This window comes from Parasphingorhabdus sp., assembly GCF_036568145.1.
Taxonomy (GTDB): domain Bacteria; phylum Pseudomonadota; class Alphaproteobacteria; order Sphingomonadales; family Sphingomonadaceae; genus Parasphingorhabdus.
Genome location: NZ_DATCTC010000001.1, coordinates 1 through 22,872, shown reverse-complemented (window position 1 = coordinate 22,872; position 22,872 = coordinate 1). Strand labels below are relative to the sequence as shown.

Below are 22,872 nucleotides of genomic sequence, written 5' to 3'. Positions count from 1 at the left end.
CAATGCTATATGTCACATGTACGACCTGCTATCCACAAGCTCAATAACTGGTTCTGATATGGCAAGGATTCTGAAACTCATATTGGTTTACCCTGTTTTAATCAAACTGTGGATATTCTCGGTCAGAGAAACTTAAGAGCGCTTGAAAAGCAGTCCCGGCGATATTTTGCGAGTGGGTCAAATCAACTGCCGAAGTCTCGTCATAGATAGTGAAATTTGCTAGCCAGCTCTTATCAAAGAAAGCGGTAATTTTATCTGCATACGCAACGGCATCTATGTCGAATATCGGTAAAATCCCTGCTTTTACAAAACCGTAATAATCATGCTCGATATAATCGACGCCCGGTGTGTAAAATGTGGGTACGCCAAGGTGCAAAGCTTCTATTGCCACCCCACTATTCGGGACAAGGGCAATATCACACTGGCTGATAAATTCTACTACAGAAGCCGATTTTGGTTCATCTACTGACGCATATTTCGTCAATTCATGAATATCGGCTTTGCATCTGGGGTGACGGCGAATGTGGATGCTACCTACTTTCGGATGATCTACCAATGCGGCAATAAGAGCAGATAACGCAGGTTCATCAAACAAGTAGCTCAGAAATATTCCTATTCGGAAAGGTGGCTTTCCAACGGAAATGCTAGTCGCATTCTCCTCAAAAGGGGGTAATACGACCACCTTTCCTTTATTTACAATGTCCCGATTGGCTGCGGCCTCTTCGTATAGAGCTAAAGATTGGCGATCGAACAAGACGGCCAGATCATAATTCAACGGAGGGAAATAATTCGCTACAGGAGCATGTTGTAGATAGCATGTTTTGATGTGCCGTGAGCGTGCGATATGGAGCAAAGCCATTGTTATAGGTGAGTGGTCACTGGCTACACAGATTACCTCAATCTTTGAAAAATCCTCTTTTCCATAAATCAACCATGCGGCGCTCGTTATCACGAGTTGGGCGTGAGAGAATGGTGATATAGCGCGTTGGCGCTTTAAGACATTTGAAGCGTACCACAGCTTGCTTAACGGGAAGAGGCATGAAAACCGTCTTAATAACGACAAGGGCTTGCCATTTATCATCGGGTCTAGATCAGACTGGCCAGCGCAAGCGTTAATGCGTTTGAACGATCGTATATTATTCGCTGACATGCCATATTGGAAAATGGATCCGCCAATCGGACGACGAAAAGGATAGTAGAAAAGTATAATGCAAATAAGCAGGGCCATATTACCAAGACCCCTTTGGGAAACCCGGTGTGCAAGCGAAAAGACCTGCTTCAATCTTGGGCGCTTGCGTATGATAGCATCGCCAGCACCGCTAAATCGCTTATGGCTGAAAAATTTCGAGGCCTCGCTTAGGAGGCATTCCAGACTATGCAGTTCTGTGGCTTTATGCTCGTAAACCACTCTTCTTCACCTCTAAATTCTGCTCTATATGTCTAGGAACTATTATCGCAGCCAAAACGAAGGTAAAAAGAGAAAGCGTCAAGGGAGATAGAAACACTATATATTCACTAATATTGGCATGAATGACTTTTGTTATCAAAACAAGAGCATATAACTCTACAATATTGAAAATTTTTCTAATTCCGTAAAACATTTGTCCAAAAATGTAGACTGCTCCAAATAAAAATATGAAGGAAAAAGATTTATTAAGTAAAATCCCAAGGTAAAATCCAGGACTTGAGCCCGCTCCATATTCATTATACATGTCGAAATATGTTGCTTCTCCGACTGCACGAGGATATTCGAATAATATATTGCTACCTTGGAATATCACTCCCCACCTATTCGCCCAAGAGCGAATAATGAGCTTAAGATACTCGCCTTCTCCATTTAGAATGCTCTCTCCAGAAATATACATGTAAAGATGTTCGGAAGAAATGGCCATTCGAGCAATTGACCACCTCAAGGCAAATTCCGGGGTTAAGTAATTCGGTATAATTGTAAACTTACTTTGAAACCCTAAATATAAAAGTAGCATAAATGCCATTAATACAGATAAAAACAAAATAATATTTTTAAAACCAGATGTCTGAAAATAAATAAAAACAAAACAAGAAATTGTGATTGCTATAGAAAGACCATCAATAGTTGCAATTAGACTTAGCAATAATGCCATGACAATCATTATATTAATGCCTGTCCTTTCACTATACTTGTCCTTTATGGACAGAATTATTGAAAGTATCGATAGTGAGCGCGAAATGGCGTAAACAATCCCATTTATTCCGGTTAGGCCTTCTGAAGTATAGCGAGCACCTTCAGTTAGAAAAGTGGCGGTAATTAAATTAGTAAAAATTGCAGCCACAAATATGCTGACTATCAATAGCTTAGGAACCGGTATCTTCGGTATAAATGTAATAATTCGACAGAAGAAATATGCAATAAGAGAGAAAAATGCCGCGCCTGCTACGGTTAATAAGTAAAAATCTAATCTGAATGAGGAAGTATTATAAAAAACCCAGCCCGTTGTGCTCATAAGCCTGTTCAAAGTTAACCAAAATACATCTGATACAAAAAGTACTGCAATAAAACGAAAAGTATTTGTCCTCGCAATTTCACTAAGATCGAGATCGGCTAACTTGTTGTAACTGGGGCGTTTAGCTGAAGATTTGGTGAAACGCATAGTCATCCAATTGCCTTAAAATGTTTGTGCCTGATCAACGTGACCCAAAGCAAGGACACCGCGATTGTGGTGGCTGGAACAACTATGAGAGCATTGTTCGCTACCATTAATATGCCATAGCCGATCAGAAAACATATCAAAAGAACCATAGCCGTATATCCGTAGGTCATCAAAGCTTGTTTCGGCTCTAAAAGCCATGGTAGATAGCCTAGATAAATTGTGGCCAGAGAAAAACCCAGACTATCCGCTGTCATGGCTACTCCTAAGCCCAGAATTATCGCTATTTGATAATCCAATACAGAGGGTGCCAGGATAGAGATAGCAATGCCCGAGAATCCCAAAATTATGGCGATAAATGAGAATGTCCTAAAAATAGGGTGGAATAGACGTTCAAAATAAAGGGGGCGTCTTGCGATCATTGCTCGATAAGGGATTTGGTACTTAACGTTAAACAATAACGACACGCCTTGCATCAGTTGCGCTATTGCTTGGAAAATATGTGCAAACTGTGGAAATAATGATGCAACTGCAATGCGAGGCACTTGCCGATGAATCGCTACCAAACCGGCGCTGCTAATAAAAGCTATATTGGTTTTAATTAAATGCCATCCGTTCATATTAAAAGAAGGGCGTAATTTGGTAGAAACAAAGAACGCCGTGACTGAACCAATTGCAATGAGAACAGCCAAAATAGCTAAGGAAGCAGCATAATTATATCCGGCAAGGTATAAGCCGATTGGAATAAACAGCCACGCACTGCGCAACAATTGAACTCCAAACCAGTGGTGATATTGACGATGAAACTCGAAGTATCTTGTTAGTTCATCAGAAAATTTTTCAATCAGGAAAACCGCACAGATACTTAAGAGCATCGTCAAGGACATGTCTTTCCATGCAATCATCAATGCCGCAATTAAAAGCACTACAGCAAGCAAGCTGATGATTAAGAGCCCGCTTATATATGTACTTTCGATACTCTTACGTTCTGCATGAGTTGCCGTACTGCGGAAAAATTGTAAATGGACCGGTATGGATGAAATCGTCAACGCCATTGCCGCTATGGGGAGCAGGAATATCAAAATATTCCCCCCCGGCACAAATTTTCCTTCAGCCAACACCGTGATGGGACGAATTAGCAGGACAGAAGCGCGCTGTATCAATAAGTAGACGGATTGCATATTGCGCGGTCTTTCAAAATGATTCAGGCGAAGTTAGTGTGACCGATCTGCCGCAATTTCAGGGTCTAGCCCTGATTTGGTAAATATCCGTACTAAACCATTCCTGTCCGGAAAAGTATACAGTGTAACTGCATAGCGCGAGCCTTTTAAAATTGGCCGCCCACCATGAATGCACCGTGTGTCGCAGACTAGCAAAGAACCCGCAGGGGCCGTGACCTCAGTTATGTTATCTGAAATATTATCAAATCTGTATTGACCCAAAGGGTAGGTTGATCGCTGCCCGATCAAATCACGATTGGTTCCATCAATGTAGGAAAATGGGCCGTTCTTTGTAGTAACATCGTCCAAATACCATATGCATTTGATTTGGTGAGAGAATGGCGAGTCTCGATGGTATCCTCCACCAGAGCCAATATTACCACTTTTCGGTATCAACCGGTTTGCCATCAACATCCAAGATTTTGTTTTAATCCCTAAAAAGGCATCAATATTTGAGATGCAGCCTTCAATATCGAAATTTTCAACAAGCTTGGGAATATCTCGCTCGAATTGTAAAATGCGAGTATCAGAACCTAGTGCATCATGCCAAATTCGCCCATTCTCGTTTTTATCGATCGTTTCATCAATTACAGATCTAAGAGCCGCGCATAGATCAGGATCAATAACATTGGGAAATACCTGTGCAGTGTTATCGTTGAGAAATTTAAATCTTCCTCGATTCCCGAAGATGTTCTTATATCCATCAGAGGCAAGGACTTTTATCAAATTTACTGATGTATTTATCATTTCACCACTCAACTTTGCAGATCTGCAAGCACTTCCCTGATAATGGCAGTGTTAGGCTCAATGTCACGATTAACGGTTCTCCCCACTACCTCGTCCAGCATTTTAGGCGGTAATCCGAAACCGGGACGAACGCTACGTACAGCATCCCTTGTTATGACATCGCCCGCGCGCAATGGCTTTACGAAATAGAGTGACCGCCTGAATTTTACATTTCCGTTTTCACTGGATTTGCGGCCATAATTGACTTCGCCCAACGCCGACCAGGCCGTCTTAGTGTCGCGGCATAGCGCCATCAGTTCGTCGGGCTCCAGTGAGAAGCTATCATCAGGGCCACCGCCATTGCGGTCCAGCGTAAAGTGTTTTTCGATGATTGAAGCACCAAGCGCAACAGATGCGATAGCGGTACTATTGTCCAAAGTATGATCCGAAAGGCCCGTAACAAGGCCAAAACGCTCAATCATATCCGGAATAGTGCGAAGATTATAATCTTCGGCAGGCGCTGGATATCCGCTAACGCAATGTAAAATGGCAAGCTCGCGGCATCCGCCGTCTTTCGCAGCCGCAATAGCCTCTTCAATTTCCTGGGCATCCGCCATGCCTGTCGAGATTATCATCGGTTTGCCCGTCCCTGCAACATAGCGGATCAGGGGCAGATCTATGGCTTCGAAAGATGCGATTTTGTAGGCAGGAGCGTTCAGGTCTTCGAGCAAGTCAACCGCTGTCGTATCAAAGGGAGAGCTGAACATTGGAATCCCAGCTTTTTTGGCAGCCTCAAATAATGGTTTATGCCATTCCCAAGGCATATGAGCACGCTCATAAAGCTTGTAGAGCGTTTCCCCGTCCCATAGGCCGCCTTCGATACGAAAATCAGGTGCGTCACTGTTCAGGGTGATGGTATCAGCCGTATAGGTTTGTATTTTAATCGCGTCCACGCCGGCCTTCGCTGCTTCTGTCACGATGCGTAGTGCCGTTTCCATACTGCCATTATGGTTTGCTGACAATTCGGCAATAACATATGGCGAATGGTCTAGGCCGATGGGACGGCCACAAATCTTTATATCCGGTGCAGAAGTCATAAAAGGGCTACCTTATTTTTATCCCATTCGTCTTTTAACAAACCAAAGCAGATTACATCATGATAGCGTGAGCCATCAAAGTGTTGCTCACGTAATATGCCCTCTTTGCGGAAATTGAGCTTAAGGTGAAAGTTGGAGGATCGTTCATTATATGCGATTGCCTGTCCGCATATTTTATGGAAGCCAGCCGTAGTAAAAGCATAATCCAAAGCACATAAACCCATTTTCGCTCCGGTCCCCGGCTTTGCATCCGGAGCGAGGTAAAAGCCCCAGTCCGCTATGCCTCCATCTGCGACTTGGTGCAAGTTAATGAAACCAGTAGCTTGATTCTGGTGCTCATATACAAGCAAATGTCGTTTGGGATCGCACTTTGCTTTGCTGAACCAGGCAGAGTGCTCCTCGGCGCTTATCTCATGGTTCTTATACATAAATTTTCGGACGTCAGGATGATTCCGCCAGCTTCGGACCATATCTAGGTCATCTTGGCACATCCGCCTTACAAAATCTGTATTAGCTGGCATTAAATTCTTCCATAGAAAAGGCCACTCTCTCACGGCCGAGCCCGTCTACAATATGCGAAGAAACTATACTCATCGTTTTGCGTAGCTGGGGGTCAGACAATAGCAAATTTATATATTGGGGAAATTCACGTTCTATCAGACCTGCATTTTCGACGATGAATGCAGCACCACTATTTTCCAGATTTTGAGCCACTAATTTTTGATTATCTGCCAATACTATCATTATACTCGGCAGACCTAGGCAACAACGCTCCCAAGAGGTTGATCCGGCGGCACCGATAGCAAGATCGCAGGAGGCCATCAAGGCGGCCATGTCGGTCACGTTAGACAATAGATCGCAGGGGAACGGCAGGGATCTGGCGCAATCCGTCAGGGAAGCTAAATGCCGGGATTGAGCTCCGACTACAGCCGTGACTTTGCATTTTTCTGGAAGTGGGAAATCGCTCAAAAGGCCCAATATATCGTGAGTGATATTGTCAGGATCGCTCCCGCCCATGCTTATAAGAATATGGCTAACCGTGTCGCGTGACTTGTTACGCAAGCTGGTTTCGCGCATGGCGGCAAAATCGGGCCGCAGCAGCGCGTATGTGGCACCGCATAATATGCGTGCTTCCTTAGGTACAAGGGCCGAATAGTCGGCTGGCATCCGGCCATGGGTTTGATCCAGAATCAAATCACACTGATGCTTGCGATTGGCCAAATCATCGATAACCATCAAATGGTCGCAATATGGAGCAACCGCACTTTCCCATTCATAGTCCAGTGCATAATGGTCCGCAACGACCCAATCCGCATGCAAATCTTTCAGGAACTTGATCGTTGCGTCTGCATCATCGCCCTGACTGGTACCAAGCCAGCCGGAATAGTCCGGTTCTATATCACTCTCGGTGGCTTGTTTGTGATCGAGTAGATGAACAACATGGCCCGCAGCTTTTAACGTATCGGACATTTGCCCCGGATGGTCGCGGCAGATAAAATATGTCGCCCAACCCTCTTCACGCAACAAGTCTGCCAGCGTCAAACATCGCATGACATGCCCGCTGCCAATCTTCTGAGAGGCATCAGCCCGAAAGACGGCAGTTTTTTTCTTTACCATGCGGTCCAGCCGCCATCGATCGGAATATTCGCGCCGTTTACAAAAGAAGACGCTGATGAAGCTAAAAACACGACGGGGCCCTGGATTTCATGAGCTTGACCAATCCGTGACATGGGTACTTTATTTGATAGATCAGCGATAAAATCAGCTTGGGCTTCCTGGACATCCGGATTGGGAAAAGGTCCCGGTGAGAGGCAGTTTACCCGGATACCCTCTGGCCCGTACTCACAGGCGGCATATTTTGTCAGTTGTAGAAGCGCAGCCTTTGCAGTGCCATAAAATGGCGGATTTGCGTGAAGTTTATTCTTATAAATCCGTAAATCGGGACTAACCATGCCATACATGGAAGATATGTTTATGATAGAAGCATCCGAGACGCTTTTTACGGCTTCCCGCAACAATGGGAGTGCCGCCTGTATAAGGTTATGTGCTGCTACCACCGAGACGTTATAGCTGTCGGTATAATCTTTGGCTGATGCCGTTGATATTGTTCCGGAACCTCCGGAATAGGCATTATTGATTAATATGTGCAAAGCCCCTTGAGTGACTTCATCGAGTGTCGCTTTCAGGTCCTTTTCCTCGACAATATCGAAAGCTGCGGCACGGGCGCGAAAGCCGGCCTGGCATATCTTGTCAGCAAGGGCAGAGGCTTTTGAGTGGCTGCGAGAATTAATCAGAACCAGCGCTCCCGCACCCGCCAGGGCCCAGCTCATTTGTTCGCCCAAATAGCCCGTAGCCCCTGTTATGAGTGCTGTTCGCCCTTCCAGGTTAAATAAATTCTGAACAGTCATTATGTTGATTGCCATTGAGATGGATCAAGAAGATTTTCTGACATTTGCGGTCTGCTTTGTTCCATTTCTGCAACTTGTTGCTGCGATAACGGCGGGGATGAAAAGGCTGTAAAATTGGCAAAAAGCTGATCTATAGTTTCTACGCCCATTACAATTCCGTCAATCCAATCTTGTGCATTGACATATGCAAGGCACAGATCCGCCAGATCACGGCGTTCCCGAAGTTTAACTTGTTGATCCAGCCATGCAATCATCTCTGACCCATTATCCGCACCCGCGCGTTTCCAGTGATTGTTATCTCTGGATAGAAGTAAGCCCTGCAAGAATGTGCTTCTTGTGTGCACAGTCAGGCCTCTGGAGCGTTTAACGCCCTTCAGTTCGGCTATTGCATCCGTCCACCGCCAATCACAAAGATTGTAAGGCATTTGTATGTGGTCAACCGAATTATCGGTTAGTGCATCAATCAATTCTACCGGATTTTGTATTGAGACGCCCAAGCTTTCGATCACACCTTCCCGTTGTAGCTTTTGCAGCTGCTGCCATGCAGCGCCATCCCATTTTGTTCGATGAGCTGCGCGATGTAAAAGCACAGTGTCCAAACGCTGGACCTTCAACTCGCGGCATGACTGGAATACGCTCGCATCAACAAAACGTTTTACAATATCGGGCGGGGTATCTGCAGAACAGGATTCAAGAGGGTCAATCTTGGTGATAATCTTGCAGCGGCTTTTCCATCCACTGTCCAGAGCGTTCCCTACGACCGTCTCGCTTGTACCGTAGGCACGAGCAGTATCAAGCTGTGCTACGCCGTTCATAATAGCGGTTCTGATGATATGTCTGGCCGCGCTGATACTTGGCTGACCTGTTGCGTTATTAATACCGTAATCCAGCCCCATCTGAGCTGTTCCCAGGACAAATTTTGACATGTCAATATTTGTTCGGGGACGTTCACCCATACCCCGCATCACTTCCAGTAATTGTGACATAGGTTCCGAAACCGGGTCTTGGGTGTCAGAAAAAATCTTGGCGACATGCAGGTAGTCATCAAGGGTATCAACTGTACAGCGATAGTTCCGCATCGAAACGTCCTGCTCTGGTCGATAAGTCTCCATGCCGTATTTACGAACGACCCAAGGTGTAACATGTTCAAGATCATAAGGGGCATCGGTGCTATTAGCTGCGGCCCGCAAAGCTCCAGCGCGGATAATCTCTGCGCTAACCCCATAAGGTAGACCTGATTTGCTGTTGCAGGACAAATATTGCAAATCGCGCGCTATAAAATCAGCTTCAATCGCATCCAGAAACTCGCCATCGGGCAATAGATTGTCTGCAGTCAGGCGTATTACCGGCGTTTCATCGTCACAATCGCCAATTGCCCCGATAAATCTACCCAGTGTGTTTTCCAAACTGCCGCGGAAAACTTCAATTTCATGTTGCTTTAAAACAGATACTAAAAGGTCATCACTAGGTTCGGTGGATGTCGCAACGATAACATGTCGCTGCTTATTGGCTGCGCGTTTCGCCGCTAATACAACAATCGGTATCCCGCAAACAGGCAATAATATTTTACCTGGAAGCCGGGAAGAGTTTGTGCGAGCCTGCAATACAGCGATAGCCTTCATACCAATAGTTCTTCCAATGTCTGGCAAACTGTATCCTGTTGACCCTCTGTCAAAGTTGCAAACATGGGAATGCTAATCGCTTCGCTGTAATAAGCCTCAGCCTGAGGGAAATCCGATTGGGAGTATCCAAATTGTGCGTAATAGGGCTGCCGGTATATCGGGATATAGTGCAAATTCACCCCTATTTCCTGTTCTCTCAGCTGATCAAAAATGCGCTTGTGGGATGAGGATATTTGATCAAGATTAAGCCGCACAATATAAAGATGAAGCCCGGAATAGCTGTCGGGATGTTGCCACGGAAGCACCAAGGGCAGCTCGGCCAATAGTTTGTCGTAGCGATGAGCCAGTTTGTGGCGTTGTGCCACATAATTGTCTAGTCGCTGAATCTGAGACAATCCGAGAGCCGCCTGCAAATCGGTCATTCTATAATTAAAGCCTAGGTCGATTTGCTCATAATACCATGCGCCATCAGGTTCGTTAGCCATTAATTTGGTGTCGCGAGTAATGCCGTGGCTGCGCAGCAAGTCCATTTTTGCTGCAATTTTCGCATCATTAGTCAAAGCCATGCCGCCTTCGCCCGTAGTAATGATTTTGACCGGGTGAAAACTGAATATGGTTACATCGCTATATTCCCCGTTGCCGATCGGGCGGTTTTTATATTTCCCGCCAATCGCATGCGAGGCATCTTCAATGATGTAAAAACCGTATTGATCGGAAAGTTTTTTAATCGCCTCCATATCGCAGGGCTGACCCGACAAATGGACTGCTACAACAATCTTGGGCAAATTCCCTTCACGCTCAGCCTTCTCCAGTTTTTGAGAGAGTGCCTCTGGACAAAGATTATATGTTCGCGGATCAATATCGACAAAATCAACCTTTGCACCGCAATAAAGTCCGCAATTAGCCGAGGCCACAAATGTGATTGGTGTTGTCCACAATTGATCGCCTTCGCGCAAGCCCAGTGCCAGACAAGCTATATGGAGGGCTGATGTGGCGCTATTTACTGCCAGTGCATATTTCGCGCCGCAATATTCAGCTACTACATTCTCAAATTGCGGTACCATTGGGCCTTGCGTTAAAAAATCAGATTTTAAAACGGCCACGACCTCGTCAATATCACGATCAGTAATATCTTGCCGCCCATATGGTATCAGGGCCATTAAATTTTTCCGATTTTCTGCTGGTTAGCAGCAACCCAGTCCGCAAGTTGATCGGGGCTCATCCATTCAGAATTATTGTCACTGGAATATTCAAAACCTTCAGTCACGCGCTTGCCGTCTTTTATCCTTTTGGGGCAGTTCGCCCATCCGTTAATGGTCGGCAATATTTTGAAATGTTCACCATATTCATAGGTATAATAGGAATCTTCGGGGCTTATCATTTGCTCATGCAATTTCTCTCCGGGGCGTATGCCGACGATTTTGAATTCAGCATCCGGAGCGACAACTTTGGCAAGCTCTGTCACTTTCATAGATGGAATTTTTTTAACGTAGATTTCGCCGCCTTCCATATCATCTAGGGCGTGCCAAACCAATTCCACACCTTCCTCTAACGAGATCATGAATCGGGTCATGCGGTCATCGGTAATCGGAATGACGCCGCTATCCCGTACGGACAGGAAGAAGGGGATGACTGAACCCCGTGACCCCATAACATTACCATAGCGCACGACCGCAAAACGCGTATCATGAGCACCGCTATAGGAGTTTCCTGCAACAAACAGCTTATCGGATGCAAGCTTGGTTGCGCCATACAGATTGACCGGACTGCTGGCTTTATCTGTTGATAGAGCAACCACACGCTTGACGCCTTTATCGATGCAAGCATCGATCAGGTTCATGGCGCCGTTGATGTTGGTTTTTACGCATTCAAAAGGATTATATTCAGCTGTGGGAACGATTTTTGTCGCGGCGGCGTGTACAACTACATCCACGCCATCAAGGGCTCTATACAAACGGTCACGGTCCCGAACATCGCCGATGAAAAACCGGACACGACTATCACCTTCAAACTGCTTCGCCATCTCCCACTGCTTCATTTCGTCGCGAGAAAAGATGATAATTTTTTTAGGATTATATTTTTCCAGGGTCATTGGAACGAAGGTGTGGCCGAAAGATCCGGTACCACCAGTGACTAAAATCGTTTTGTCGGTTAACATTTTTATTCCTTGACTGCATTGTTCCAGGGGGAAGGCGGTTTTTCACTATCGCAAGTTTATCGACCAAAGTAAGAATTGAAGAGTGCTGTTTCTTTGATTTAGAATCCTAAAAGATGTTTATTAAACATAGCAAAAAGATAATCGCGGTTGAATTGATCATTTGCCAGATTTTGCGCACGTTCCCCCATAGCATTTCGTTCAATCTTACTTGTGTTTGCTAAGTTGATTAGGGCGGGTGCAAACAATTCCGGATTTGCAGGAGGAACTGCGATGCCGCATTGATTGCTTTCGACCAAATCTGCAATCCAGCCCGGATAATTTGTTAATACCGGCAATCTTGCTGCTAAATAGTCGAAAAATTTATTGGGCGACGTCCCATAGTAAAATGCCGGAACATTAGCAAGAATCTGCAGACCTACGTCCGCTGATGCAAGTAATCCTGCAAGGTGATTTTTTGGTACGGGGTCATGGAAGAGCACAATATTCCCCAATCCCTCTTTCTCCACCCGTTCAACTAGCGACGTCTTCTCTGCTCCATCCCCGACCAGCACAATTTTTATGCCCTTTGTCCCTCGCGAGTGCAATATAGCTGCTGCATCTATAACGGCACCAAGACCGTTGGCCTTTCCGTGGGTCCCGGTAAATATCGCCATGAAGTCGCTATCACTAACTCCTTCGGGCCGCCACTGCTCGGCATCACCGGCAAATAATTCCAGGTCACAGCCGTTCGGAATAAGAGCGATTTTGCTACGATCCGGTACATAGCGCGCTATACCGTCCACGATCCCTGGGCTAAGCCCAACAAGGCGATCAGCAGATTTATAGCTCACCCATTCCAGAACGCCCATTGCCCATAGTACGATTGGATTAGTTATAACTCCCATCGCTTTAGGTAATTCCGGCCAAAGGTCGCGTACCTCAAAGACAAAAGGTTTACGCCTTATCCATTTCGCAAAGATACCAGGAATACCTGCAGTCAGGGGTGTGCTGGTGGCAAAAACGATGTCTGTAGGTTCTCTTAGCGCGATACTGATGCTCCGAAGCGCAAATTTCATGAACAAAGCACTGCGCTTCAGAAATCCGTCTTTATTGCTATAGGGTAGATCAAATTCGATCACATCTATTCCATCAACAAGGCCGCGGCGTTTGCCTTTGACAAATGGCTTATCAATACCGGTTTTGCCATTAGCAGAACTGCCGCAAATCATTGTGACTTCATGCCCCGAAGACAGTAAGCGACGGGCCATTTCATATGAGCGTGTGCCTCCTGAACCCGCAGGAGTTGAAAAATGCTGGTGGAAATAAAGTATCTTCACGTGTTGCTACTTTGTAAGTCCGCACGCATCAAAAACAATTTTGTCTTGTAATTGATGCGGGGAAATATGCCGAAACTGGTCATGCGCGGTCAGAAATACAATAATATCCGCTTTATCGCATACTTGGTTAGCGTCCATCAGTTCAACTCCCGACTGATTTAACGATTCCGGCAATGTATCAACAAACGGTTCGCAGACAACGGTATTCCCAATAGCTTTACCGACGAGCAATTTTACGGCCTGAACCGCAGGGCTCTCACGCAAATCATCAACATCTGGCTTATAGGCTAGGCCCATGCATGCGATGGTCGGTTTATCCATGCCTTCGGCCAGTTTCGCAACTTGATCGACCACCCAGCCGGGTTTGCTATCATTTACTTCGCGCGCGGTGCGGATGATCCGTGCTTCCTCAGGAGCGCTATCTACGATAAACCAAGGGTCCACTGCAATACAGTGGCCACCTACGCCTGTGCCGGGTTTAAGGATATTAACGCGCGGATGACGGTTGGTCAGCGCGATCAGTTCGTAAACATCTACCCCAAGCTTGGAAGAAATCACCGATAATTCATTGGCAAAGGCAATATTTACATCGCGAAACGAATTTTCTGACAATTTACACAGTTCAGCCGTACGAGCATTTGTCACATGACACTCGCCCTTAACGGCATATTTATAAAAGCGCACTGCAGCTTCACTACATGCTGGTGTCATGCCGCCAATCACGCGGTCATTATTAACGACTTCCTCTATCACTTTACCGGGTAATATCCGTTCCGGGCAATAAGCCAGATTGATATCGCCTTCTGCGCCGTCCAGTTTAGGAATCTTGAGATCCGGCCGGGCATCGCGGAGCCACCCGGCAAGTTGTTCAGTTGCACCAACAGGGCTGGTCGATTCCAGAATCACTAGATTTCCCGCTTCAAGCAGCGGCGCAATCATATCCGCAACAGATTTCACAAAACGCAGATCTGGTTGATTGCCTTCCTTGAACGGCGTTGGCACCGCGATCACAAACACGTCTGCTTTTTCAGCCTGTGTCGTAGCGCGCAGGCTGCCATTACCGACCACTTTGTGGAGCAAATCATCAAGATTCGGTTCGATAATATGCGCTTTGCCGCTATTGATCGTCTCCACGGCCTTGCTATCAATATCCACGCCTATGACGTTCAGGCCGCTATCGGCAAAAACCGCCGCACTTGGCAGGCCCACATAGCCGAGGCCCAGAACTGAAATCCGTTGCATCTAATTATCCTGTCTGATTCAAATCGTATAAATCGTGAATTTTATTGTGCGGCCAGTACATCCGCGATACGAGCCGCAGCCTTGCCGTCCCCATAAGGATTATGGGCACGTGACATTTCAAGATATGCCTGCTCGTCATCTAGCAGATGATTGACCTCTCTCAAGAGCATGGCAGTGTCTGTTCCAACTAGTTCAACGGTTCCGGCATCGACCGCTTCAGGACGTTCCGTCGTATCGCGTGTTACTAGGACGGGTTTGCCAAAGCTTGGTGCTTCTTCCTGAATTCCGCCGGAATCAGTTACCACTATATGAGATTTGTTGAGCAGCCAGACAAAAGGTAGATAGGATTGCGGTTCGATCAGGAAGACATTTTTCACACCATTCAAAACCTTATCAACTGCGGCCTTCACCTTGGGATTGAGATGTACAGGGTAGAGTATCTGCACATCGCCGCGGCGACTTATTTCGGTGAGAGCTTCACACACGCGTTCAATTCCGCCATCATGGTTTTCCCGGCGATGCCCAGTGACCAGTATCAACCTCTTGGAGTTGTCCAGAAATGGGAACTTCCCGCTAAGTTCTGCATCAAGTTTGGTATCTTGGTCTAGCCTCTCTTTTACCATTAGAAGTGCGTCGATAACTGTATTCCCGGTTACATATATGCTGGAAGATGACACATTTTCCTTGAGCAAATTGTCTTGCGACAAAGGCGTCGGTGCAAAATGGAGGCTTGCGAGCCGACCCGTTATTTGCCGGTTAGCCTCTTCGGGCCATGGCGACAATAAATTATGGGTCCGTAGCCCAGCTTCGACGTGACCGACCCGAATACCTGCGTAGAATGCGGCCAACGCGGCAGCAGTTGACGTTGTGGTATCACCATGAACCAACACATAATCTGGTTGGACTTCCGCCAGTATAGCTTCCATGCCTTCCAAAATAGCGGTGGTGATATGAGTTAATCCCTGACCTGCTTTCATTATTTTCAGGTCTCTATCGGGAGTTATCCCGAACAGATCGTTTACCTGTTCAAGCATTTCTGCATGTTGGCCCGTTACACAAACAAAGCTTTCAAAACGGCTATCGGCCTCCAGCGCTTTCACGACGGGTGCCATTTTGATGGCCTCTGGGCGAGTACCAAATACACTCATGATTTTCATGAATTACCCTTTTTCGTACAAGAAGTTTTGACACTGCGCCAAGAAATTTTGGCAGAAACGGAAGAAATAACAAAAAAGTTTATGCGAATTATCCTTCCCAAATAGCTTGTTTGCTGCCTGAGGCCATCCTTTTCTCGGCGGAGAAGTTGACTATAATCTTTACGGATGCGTCTGCAATAAGGAGGCAATGTGTCAACCAGTTTACGGTAGAACGGGATGTGGCAAAGATCGATGCCGGTGAGGATCGGTTAAGAACCCACACAGAGTCATCTGAGTGCAACAACGGTTGTAAATCGTGAAGGCGTAGTGTTTGATCGCAATTCATATGCTCAAAGAGCGCCATCATTAATCCTGTACGGTGCTCGAAGGCAATAGCCGTTGCATAATGGCTATTCGATAGCATATGACTGCAACAAATCAACGCTTTAGAAGCACGTTCATTCGACTGGGGCTTGACCTTGAAAATCGTCTTAAGCCTACACTACTAACAGCTAAATTTAATAGAGGTGCCGGTTTTCACAATGGTTTTTAAAATTGTATCATGGCCCAATTTCTCAACTGAGGAAGCCAATACAGTGCGTGATGTAATCGCATCGAATAAGGTCAATTACTGGACCGGAGATATAGGCCGTAAATTCGAGCAGGAATACGCCAACTGGACCAATGTGAAGCACGCCATTGCCCTGGCCAATGGTACAGTTGCCCTGGATTTGGCTCTTCAAGCTCTAGGCATCGGGCCCGGCGACGAAGTGATCGTAACGCCGCGCACGTTTATTGCTTCTGTATCATCGGTGGTCACGATAGGAGCTACCCCGGTTTTTGCTGATGTCGAACTGGATAGCGGGAATATCAGTCCCCGCACAGTCAACGAGGTCATTTCTCCTAAAACCAAAGCGATAATACCGGTGCATCTTGGCGGCTGGCCGTGTGATATGGATGGTATCATGACGCTTGCGAAGCAGCATGATCTGTTCGTCATCGAAGATTGCGCGCAGGCGCACGGTGCGAAAGTTGGTGATGCTATGGTCGGATCCATAGGCCATGTTGGAGCCTGGTCATTCTGTCAGGATAAAATCATGACCACCGGTGGTGAGGGCGGTATGGTGACCACCAACGACGAAGAGCTTTGGAGCCGGATGTGGTCATATAAAGATCACGGGAAAAGCTGGGACGCGGTATATAATCGTGAACATCCACCGGGCTTTCGCTGGTTGCATGAAAGTTTCGGTACAAACTGGCGCATGCTGGAAATGCAGGCCGCAATCGGGCGGATTCAGCTTACACGCATGGCGGAATGGACGGCTCTTCGCACACGTAACGCGCGTGCATTGCAAGCTATTTTACAAACCTTTCCCGATGCCGTCCGTGTGCCTGATCCCGGCCCCGGATTCACGCATGCCTATTACCGTCAATATGACTACATTAAACCGGACGGACTTAAATCCGGATGGACTAGAGACCGGATCATCGAAGATATAGTCTCGCAGGGCTATCCGGCATTTCAAGGCAGTTGTAGCGAAGTCTATCTGGAAAAGGCTTTTGACGGAACAGGCTGGCGTCCCGAACAACGCTTGCCCGCCGCTCGTGAACTTGGCGAAACGAGTATCATGTTTCTGACACATCCTTCAATTACCGAAGATCAACTCGAAGGATATTGCAGCGCGGTTCGGCAGTCGTTTGAGAAAGCTACGCAGTAGATCTGGCCTAGCATTATTTTACCAATGGGCGTGCTGGATTGCCGATAACGGTGGCGCCGGGGGCAACATCTTTTGTAACAACAGCACCCATGCCAACAGTTGCGCCAGCCCCGATAACAAGTGGCTTATCGGGTGTTCCCTGCTTTAGGATAGCCCCTGAACCGATATAGGCTCCGTCGCCAATATGCACATTGCCATTGCATTTGACTCCTGGCGCAAACGTAACAAAATCGCCGATGACGCAATCATGCTCAACGTAGCTTCCTATGTTGCAGTGAAAGTGATCTCCGATACGAATGTTACTCGTAACCGTGGTAAACGGAGAAAATATCGCTCCCTCACCGACCATGACATCTTTCATGGATATATGTTGTCTAGCAGCAATCGTATAGAATTCGACACCATCGCAGGTACATCGCTCGGCAAGCCGCTTTCTAACCAAGCCATCTGCAATTGCTATGGTTACCCGTTTCTCTGCAATTTTTGATCGTATGAAATGCTCGTAGGACAAGACATTCAGGCTGTTTACGACTTCACCTGAACGACCATCGTCGATAAAGACGATTTCGGCCTCGGCTTGATGTTGCAACTGCTCCTCAAGTAGGGGAGCGACACCTCTGCCACATCCAGAGGCACCATAAACACCATAGAGAATTGATGTTGTCACGGCAAAGTGCCTCTAAATCTCGGCATTGTGGCCTCACCTTCAGCGCTTACTCCGTCTTTTTTGAGTACTTTGAACACTGTCATCGCAAGAATTTTTAAATCTAGCACCAGAGACTGATTATCCACATACCAGATATCGGCCGCAAATTTTTCGTCCCAGCTTATGGCATTGCGACCGTTTACTTGAGCCCATCCGGTGATTCCGGGGCGAACATCATGCCGCCGGGCTTGTTCTTTGGTATAGAGCGGCAGATATTCCATTAACAAAGGGCGCGGCCCTACAAGGGACATTTCCCCCTTGATAACATTCCAAAGGCCAGGCAGTTCATCCAGACTAGTGCTACGCAAGAATTTGCCATAGCGGGTTAGCCGTTCCGCATCCGGTAGCGGATGACCTTTTGCATTAACGGCATCTTTCATCGTCCGGAATTTCAGCAGATTAAACGGTTCTCCACCCAGACCGGGCCGCTGTTGGATGAATAATACGGGATTACCGAGATAGATACGATTGAGAATGGCGACCAAGAGGATCACAGGAAATAGTATCAGTAACGCGGCCAGTGCTGTAACAAAATCGAATGTGCGTTTCATTGCCGCCTACCCTATCGCAGTGAGATGGAATCCAGCGCAATATCAAAACCACCCCCATTTTCCGAAGCGCGGCCACTGATTTCCATCCAATAAAAGCTGCATCCCGAATTTGCGTTGTTTATTTGAAGATCCGTGATTTCTCGTTCCAAGGGAATTCTAATGGTTCGCGGCGCGTTATCCATGGCTTGCGCGCATCTCAGGCTGACGATTATCCGCGCATTGTCAGGGATGGGATCGCGGGGTTTTATGTCCAGTTTTACTATCTTCGCCGGCAATTTGACGAGTTGCCTTGCAAACAGGCCGCCGGAGTTCTGGATAGCGCTTAATTGTAGCTTGCCGCCCGTGACTGCAGCGCCATATTCTCCGGTTGAGAATAGCTGCCAATCGATGGGGTAAAATTCCGGCTCTGCATCGAAAGATCCATTTTTTACGAAAGAGCTGGTTTCTTTCTGACCTGCTAAAAGATGGTATAAAGCTTCGGCTGTCTCGAAATGCTGGTTGAAGGCGAGTGTGCGGATCAGGCCAGCGTCCCGGTAGATGTCGTCATTCTCATCCGGCTTGTACAGCGCCTCGCGCAAGAGTGCGGCATTGACTACGGATACTGGTGTGCGCACTACGGCTCCCCAGAATTGGGACGCCCAGGGCGGCTGTTTTTCCAGCAAACTGGTATATGGCGCTATGAAGCTTTCGTCGGCAAGTGCCTCTGCCATCACCGGGATGATTGCTGATGCAGCAGAGCTGTTCGTGCGTAACATACTGTCATAATGGTTCAAAAGAGCCGGAATGTCTTTTTGCGCTCCGCTATCGGCGATCATCCACGCGGTGATGAGCGGTTGCCGCCGTGTGAGCGATAATGCTTTGCCCATCAGCTCGCGCTTGCTCTGGTCCGCTCCGCTCAGCGCAAGCACTGCAACCGCTTCGGGTGTCACAGGTTCAGCAATAAAGGCTTGCCGGGCAAGTTCGCTCACCTTTGGATCTATCTGGTCAGGGAATTGCCCTGCATTTTCCGCAATGGCTATCTGGACAGATTTTGACGCTATGTTTTCGGCAGCATACCCGTTCGTCGGGGGCAGGGCGATGGCCAGTTCGGGGGCCTTGTTCTTTGCGATTGCACCCATGGCCGTTAGCCCGGAAACCAGAGCGATCGCCAGACCTGATATCCATATGATGCCGGTTTTTAACATAGCAACCTAGTTTCCTATAACAGCTTCAGGCTGGATCGGCGACTTTGTTTCCGTAGCTATACTGATAGGCATAACCATATCCATAACCGGAATGTTGAGGCTGGATTTTGGTCACGATGCCGCCAAATATATGAGCGTGAGAGCTGCGGACACGTTGAATCGCCGATTGGATACCGCGCAGTTTCACGCCGCCTGCTTCAATTGTATAGATCACACCCTCCACGGAATCGGCCAGCAATGGAATATCCGCAAGTCCCAGAACCGGCGGGGCGTCAATTATGACGGTATCATAAGTTTCTGTAAGCTTGGCGACAAGCTCGCTCATGCGTGAGCTGCTTAAAAGCTCCGCGGCATTGGGTGGTATTGGTCCTGCCGCCATGGCGTCAAAGCCATAAGCGCTTTCTTTGTGAATCAACTTGTCCAGATCATTGTCACCTGCCAGATAATTGCTCAGGCCATTCGTGTTTTTTTCACCCAGCATCTGATGCAGGGATGGATTACGCATATCGCCATCGATAAGCAATATCCGCTTCTTGGTACTCGCAAGGACGGCCGCAAGGGCGAGAGCAGACGTACTTTTACCTTCATTGGGCCGCGTACTGGTAAGCAAGAACGACCTTGGCACACCATGATCTGTGAGGAAGGCGAGGCTTGTGCGGATCGAAAGATAGGCTTCCCATGCGACCGATTTTTTGTCGCTGAGGGAACTGATTATATCATCCTTGTCCAGGTCCGGGATCGAACCAAGCGGCGCAATACCAAGCTTTGATTTCAGGTCGGACGGATCTTTGATCGTTTGGTCAATCTGTTCCATGATGAACACATATGCCGCGGCCAAGCCAAGGCCAGCCAACATTGCAAGCGCGATATTGAGAATAAGCTTGGGGCTTGAAGGCGATTTTGACGGTTGAGCGCGGTCAACAACGGATATGTTATTGGTGCCAACACCTGCTACGCCGATTTCCTTGTATCGCTGGAGCAAGCCGTCATAAAGTTGGCGGTTGGTGTCCACCTCGCGCTGGAAAATATTATACTGGATGGAGTCGCGTCGCTCCCCGCTAAATTCATCTTTCAATGAATTAACCTGGGCAAGCAGCTGCTGCTCACGCTCCAGCGCTTCCTGAAAGCGAGAAGACGTACCCGTGCGGGAACGTGTTTCTTCGGCAGCGATGCTCTTGTCGAGGGCGGCAATCTGTGTGGCGAGCGCTTTTGCAGCTGGATATTCCGGTTCAAACAGAACCAGCTGTTTGGCATATTCGGCCTGAACCTTTGCGCGTTCTTCGCGAAGGTTATTAAGTGTACTATTGCTAAGAGCAAGCTTGTTACCTGCCCGCCCACGGGCTTCACTTTCAGCGGCAATCCTGTCGGCAGTTGCTTGTGCCAAGGCGGAATTCAGAGCTTCCAGATTTGCAGAAGCGAGTGTTTTCCGGGAAACGGTTTTGCCGTCCGGGGTCTGTTCCGACGTCAGCGTAATAATCTCTTTATTATCAGCATAAGCGGATAGATTACGTTCCGAATCTTCAAGCTTTTGCTTCAATTCTGCCAATTGCTTTTCAAGAAACTTACGGGCATCGGCGGTCGAACTGAAACGCCTGTCCAGGTTGGATGCAATAAACTGCTCAACCCATGTGTTGGCAATCTGTGCCGAAAGTGCTGAGCTGGGGCTCTCGAAATTGATTTCCACCAGACTGGAGCCGCGGATCGGCGAAATGCTGATATGCTCTTGCAGAATATCTGCCGCAAGTTTGAACCGGGCGTCACGCTGTGCGGCGGATTGTGCATTTGAACCGCCAGCCAGCAGCCCACTATTGTCCGCATCGACATTGAAGGTTTCAAAAAAGCGGTCGTTGGCAGAGAGATTTCTGGCACGGACAACGCGCTCGGCAAGGGAGCGTGATTCCAGCAAGGAATATTGCGTCTGGTAAAACTCCAGATTTTGCCCGACGCTATCGGATGCCGTGACGCCCTCGACATTCGTGACCTTATCCTGTTCGCGGCTGATCTCGACCATTGCCGTTGACGTATAATAAGGCGTCATAAGCAAGGTGATTATAATGCCGAGTGCGATACATGCGGCCACGATAATCGCAATCGCTATCTTGTGGCGTAGCACGGCTTGCCAATATTGGATCAATATCGGCGTTTCGTGAGCCACATCCTCATAAGGATCGACGTCAGCTGAGACGGTCCGGCCACCATTAGATAAACTATCGCTAGATAAAATGTTGTTCATACGCAGACTGTCTGTACCATCTATTATCTTCTAAACAATATGATCAGCGGGGTCGTGATCAGCGGAGATGCCTGAATCAGGTCACGGAACATACGCCGCGCCTGCGAATCGCCCACAACAATGACGTCATTTGCAAAGACTTCAGGATCAGTATAAGCGCCGCGGCGAATATCTTTCAGGTTGTAGAGTCCGGCCAGTTGCTCGCCATTGACGCTCCGGAAAATCACGACATCATTCAGCTTTGCAAATTCGGATGTGCCGCCCGCTGTCGCCACGGCGCGCATAAGAGTCATGCGGCCAATAACGGGGTATAATCCGGGCTCGTCGACTTGACCGTCAACCGTAATAACCTGACTCACGGTTTCCTCAAGGTTGACCGTGACCTGGGGATCACGGACATAGCGGCCCTGCAATCGTTTCTCCAGTTCATCGGCAAGTTCGCCCGGGGTTCGGCCGGACGCCTCGACGACACCGATGAGGGGGAACGAGAGGCGGCCGCTGGCATCAATCTGAACTTCCTTGCTCAAATCCTCGATACCGAAAACGTCGATTTTAAGCTTGTCAAACGGCCCGATCAGATAAGGACGATTGGAACTGAGCAAATCCAGTCGTGTTGGCTCGGGAAGCCCCTCTGCGTTAGATACGACTGTTACGTCTGGGCTGCCACCTAGCGTGGTCGGTCCACCGCAGGCGGGTAATAGGAGAGCCAAGAATAAGATGGATAGGCGTTTCATCATTATCAAAAGTTTCCATAGATTTTGAGCCCGGTTAGACGAAACCGTTTATTGCGTAAACTGTTCATAGACGAGGTGAGCCTAATGACAATATGTAAGGTTTATGATTGGGCTTTAATTGCATTGCGCTGAACAGCCTGCATACTATCGCTAAAAATACATGCCATCACCGCAAACAGGGCGATTAACGAGGG

The 22,872-nt window shown here is 47.6% G+C and carries 20 protein-coding genes; 1 reads left to right on the top strand and 19 read right to left on the bottom strand.

Annotated features, from left to right (window positions below; translation table 11 throughout):
- Nucleotides 1-97: 97 nt before the first annotated feature.
- The 14 genes from VIN76_RS00100 to wecB all read right to left on the bottom strand — a co-directional run bounded on the left by VIN76_RS00100 (nt 98) and on the right by wecB (nt 15,573).
- Nucleotides 98-1,228 (bottom strand): hypothetical protein, encoded by a 1,131-nt coding sequence (locus tag VIN76_RS00100; RefSeq protein WP_332039777.1) that lies wholly within the window; start codon nt 1,226-1,228, stop codon nt 98-100.
- Between the two features lie 163 nt (nt 1,229-1,391).
- Nucleotides 1,392-2,636, bottom strand: coding sequence for a hypothetical protein (locus tag VIN76_RS00095; protein ID WP_332039776.1), 1,245 nt, complete (start codon nt 2,634-2,636; stop codon nt 1,392-1,394).
- Nucleotides 2,633-3,808 carry a hypothetical protein gene (locus VIN76_RS00090; RefSeq protein ID WP_332039775.1) on the bottom strand — a complete coding sequence of 392 codons (1,176 nt, stop codon included), beginning with the start codon at nt 3,806-3,808 and terminating at the stop codon, nt 2,633-2,635. Before VIN76_RS00090 ends, VIN76_RS00095 begins: the two co-directional genes overlap by 4 nt.
- A 33-nt stretch (nt 3,809-3,841) precedes the next feature.
- Nucleotides 3,842-4,594, bottom strand: a complete 753-nt coding sequence (locus tag VIN76_RS00085; protein ID WP_332039774.1) for a phytanoyl-CoA dioxygenase family protein — start codon at nt 4,592-4,594, stop codon at nt 3,842-3,844.
- Nucleotides 4,595-4,602: 8 nt separating this feature from the next.
- Nucleotides 4,603-5,670: a pseudaminic acid synthase gene (gene pseI / locus VIN76_RS00080; RefSeq protein WP_332039773.1), complete on the bottom strand. Its 1,068-nt coding sequence runs from the start codon at nt 5,668-5,670 to the stop codon at nt 4,603-4,605.
- Nucleotides 5,667-6,191, bottom strand: a complete 525-nt coding sequence (gene pseH, locus VIN76_RS00075) for a UDP-4-amino-4,6-dideoxy-N-acetyl-beta-L-altrosamine N-acetyltransferase (protein WP_332039772.1) — start codon at nt 6,189-6,191, stop codon at nt 5,667-5,669. Before pseH ends, pseI begins: the two co-directional genes overlap by 4 nt.
- Nucleotides 6,181-7,287 carry a UDP-2,4-diacetamido-2,4,6-trideoxy-beta-L-altropyranose hydrolase gene (pseG, locus tag VIN76_RS00070; protein WP_332039771.1) on the bottom strand — a complete coding sequence of 369 codons (1,107 nt, stop codon included), beginning with the start codon at nt 7,285-7,287 and terminating at the stop codon, nt 6,181-6,183. Before pseG ends, pseH begins: the two co-directional genes overlap by 11 nt.
- Nucleotides 7,281-8,078, bottom strand: coding sequence for an SDR family NAD(P)-dependent oxidoreductase (locus VIN76_RS00065; RefSeq protein WP_332039770.1), 798 nt, complete (start codon nt 8,076-8,078; stop codon nt 7,281-7,283). Before VIN76_RS00065 ends, pseG begins: the two co-directional genes overlap by 7 nt.
- On the bottom strand, nt 8,078-9,727 hold the full coding sequence (locus VIN76_RS00060; protein WP_332039769.1) for an aldo/keto reductase: 1,650 nt from the start codon (nt 9,725-9,727) through the stop codon (nt 8,078-8,080). The genes VIN76_RS00065 and VIN76_RS00060 overlap by 1 nt, the downstream gene beginning before the upstream one ends.
- Nucleotides 9,697-10,860 (bottom strand): UDP-4-amino-4,6-dideoxy-N-acetyl-beta-L-altrosamine transaminase, encoded by a 1,164-nt coding sequence (gene pseC, locus VIN76_RS00055; RefSeq protein ID WP_332039768.1) that lies wholly within the window; start codon nt 10,858-10,860, stop codon nt 9,697-9,699. The genes VIN76_RS00060 and pseC overlap by 31 nt, the downstream gene beginning before the upstream one ends.
- Complete coding sequence (gene pseB / locus VIN76_RS00050; protein ID WP_332039767.1) at nt 10,860-11,858, bottom strand: UDP-N-acetylglucosamine 4,6-dehydratase (inverting); 999 nt, start codon at nt 11,856-11,858, stop codon at nt 10,860-10,862. The genes pseC and pseB overlap by 1 nt, the downstream gene beginning before the upstream one ends.
- Before the next feature lie 98 nt (nt 11,859-11,956).
- Nucleotides 11,957-13,174 (bottom strand): glycosyltransferase family 4 protein, encoded by a 1,218-nt coding sequence (locus VIN76_RS00045; RefSeq protein ID WP_332039766.1) that lies wholly within the window; start codon nt 13,172-13,174, stop codon nt 11,957-11,959.
- 6 nt (nt 13,175-13,180) lie between these two features.
- On the bottom strand, nt 13,181-14,416 hold the full coding sequence (gene wecC, locus VIN76_RS00040) for a UDP-N-acetyl-D-mannosamine dehydrogenase (RefSeq protein WP_332039765.1): 1,236 nt from the start codon (nt 14,414-14,416) through the stop codon (nt 13,181-13,183).
- Nucleotides 14,417-14,457: 41 nt separating this feature from the next.
- Nucleotides 14,458-15,573 carry a non-hydrolyzing UDP-N-acetylglucosamine 2-epimerase gene (gene wecB / locus VIN76_RS00035; protein ID WP_332039764.1) on the bottom strand — a complete coding sequence of 372 codons (1,116 nt, stop codon included), beginning with the start codon at nt 15,571-15,573 and terminating at the stop codon, nt 14,458-14,460.
- 521 nt (nt 15,574-16,094) lie between these two features.
- Between wecB and VIN76_RS00030 the strand changes: the two genes are divergently transcribed.
- Nucleotides 16,095-17,270 carry a DegT/DnrJ/EryC1/StrS aminotransferase family protein gene (locus VIN76_RS00030; protein ID WP_332039763.1) on the top strand — a complete coding sequence of 392 codons (1,176 nt, stop codon included), beginning with the start codon at nt 16,095-16,097 and terminating at the stop codon, nt 17,268-17,270.
- Nucleotides 17,271-17,283: 13 nt separating this feature from the next.
- On the opposite strand, the gene VIN76_RS00025 is transcribed toward VIN76_RS00030, so the two are convergent.
- From VIN76_RS00025 to VIN76_RS00005, 5 genes are read right to left on the bottom strand one after another with little or no spacing between them, the layout of a single operon-like run.
- On the bottom strand, nt 17,284-17,937 hold the full coding sequence (locus VIN76_RS00025; RefSeq protein WP_332039762.1) for a NeuD/PglB/VioB family sugar acetyltransferase: 654 nt from the start codon (nt 17,935-17,937) through the stop codon (nt 17,284-17,286).
- Nucleotides 17,934-18,527, bottom strand: a complete 594-nt coding sequence (locus VIN76_RS00020; RefSeq protein ID WP_332039761.1) for a sugar transferase — start codon at nt 18,525-18,527, stop codon at nt 17,934-17,936. The genes VIN76_RS00025 and VIN76_RS00020 overlap by 4 nt, the downstream gene beginning before the upstream one ends.
- A gap of 11 nt (nt 18,528-18,538) precedes the next feature.
- A complete protein-coding gene (locus VIN76_RS00015) occupies nt 18,539-19,711 on the bottom strand; it encodes a hypothetical protein (RefSeq protein WP_332039760.1) in 1,173 nt (390 codons plus the stop codon).
- Between the two features lie 25 nt (nt 19,712-19,736).
- Nucleotides 19,737-21,944 carry a GumC family protein gene (locus VIN76_RS00010; RefSeq protein ID WP_332039759.1) on the bottom strand — a complete coding sequence of 736 codons (2,208 nt, stop codon included), beginning with the start codon at nt 21,942-21,944 and terminating at the stop codon, nt 19,737-19,739.
- Between the two features lie 23 nt (nt 21,945-21,967).
- Nucleotides 21,968-22,681 carry a polysaccharide biosynthesis/export family protein gene (locus tag VIN76_RS00005; RefSeq protein ID WP_332039758.1) on the bottom strand — a complete coding sequence of 238 codons (714 nt, stop codon included), beginning with the start codon at nt 22,679-22,681 and terminating at the stop codon, nt 21,968-21,970.
- Nucleotides 22,682-22,872: the final 191 nt, after the last annotated feature.

Bases quoted from the DNA above. Each gene is read 5' to 3' on its own strand.
- VIN76_RS00030 (WP_332039763.1), top strand. From the start codon at position 16,095: ATGGTTTTTAAAATTGTATCATGGCCCAATTTCTCAACTGAGGAAGCC.
- wecC (WP_332039765.1), bottom strand. From the start codon at position 14,416: ATGCAACGGATTTCAGTTCTGGGCCTCGGCTATGTGGGCCTGCCAAGT.
- VIN76_RS00015 (WP_332039760.1), bottom strand. From the start codon at position 19,711: ATGTTAAAAACCGGCATCATATGGATATCAGGTCTGGCGATCGCTCTG.
- wecB (WP_332039764.1), bottom strand. From the start codon at position 15,573: ATGAAAATCATGAGTGTATTTGGTACTCGCCCAGAGGCCATCAAAATG.
- pseG (WP_332039771.1), bottom strand. From the start codon at position 7,287: ATGGTAAAGAAAAAAACTGCCGTCTTTCGGGCTGATGCCTCTCAGAAG.
- VIN76_RS00100 (WP_332039777.1), bottom strand. From the start codon at position 1,228: ATGGCCCTGCTTATTTGCATTATACTTTTCTACTATCCTTTTCGTCGT.
- pseH (WP_332039772.1), bottom strand. From the start codon at position 6,191: ATGCCAGCTAATACAGATTTTGTAAGGCGGATGTGCCAAGATGACCTA.
- VIN76_RS00020 (WP_332039761.1), bottom strand. From the start codon at position 18,527: ATGAAACGCACATTCGATTTTGTTACAGCACTGGCCGCGTTACTGATA.
- pseB (WP_332039767.1), bottom strand. From the start codon at position 11,858: ATGTTAACCGACAAAACGATTTTAGTCACTGGTGGTACCGGATCTTTC.
- VIN76_RS00005 (WP_332039758.1), bottom strand. From the start codon at position 22,681: ATGATGAAACGCCTATCCATCTTATTCTTGGCTCTCCTATTACCCGCC.
- VIN76_RS00090 (WP_332039775.1), bottom strand. From the start codon at position 3,808: ATGCAATCCGTCTACTTATTGATACAGCGCGCTTCTGTCCTGCTAATT.
- VIN76_RS00095 (WP_332039776.1), bottom strand. From the start codon at position 2,636: ATGACTATGCGTTTCACCAAATCTTCAGCTAAACGCCCCAGTTACAAC.
- pseC (WP_332039768.1), bottom strand. From the start codon at position 10,860: ATGGCCCTGATACCATATGGGCGGCAAGATATTACTGATCGTGATATT.
- VIN76_RS00065 (WP_332039770.1), bottom strand. From the start codon at position 8,078: ATGACTGTTCAGAATTTATTTAACCTGGAAGGGCGAACAGCACTCATA.
- VIN76_RS00085 (WP_332039774.1), bottom strand. From the start codon at position 4,594: ATGATAAATACATCAGTAAATTTGATAAAAGTCCTTGCCTCTGATGGA.
- VIN76_RS00010 (WP_332039759.1), bottom strand. From the start codon at position 21,944: ATGAACAACATTTTATCTAGCGATAGTTTATCTAATGGTGGCCGGACC.
- pseI (WP_332039773.1), bottom strand. From the start codon at position 5,670: ATGACTTCTGCACCGGATATAAAGATTTGTGGCCGTCCCATCGGCCTA.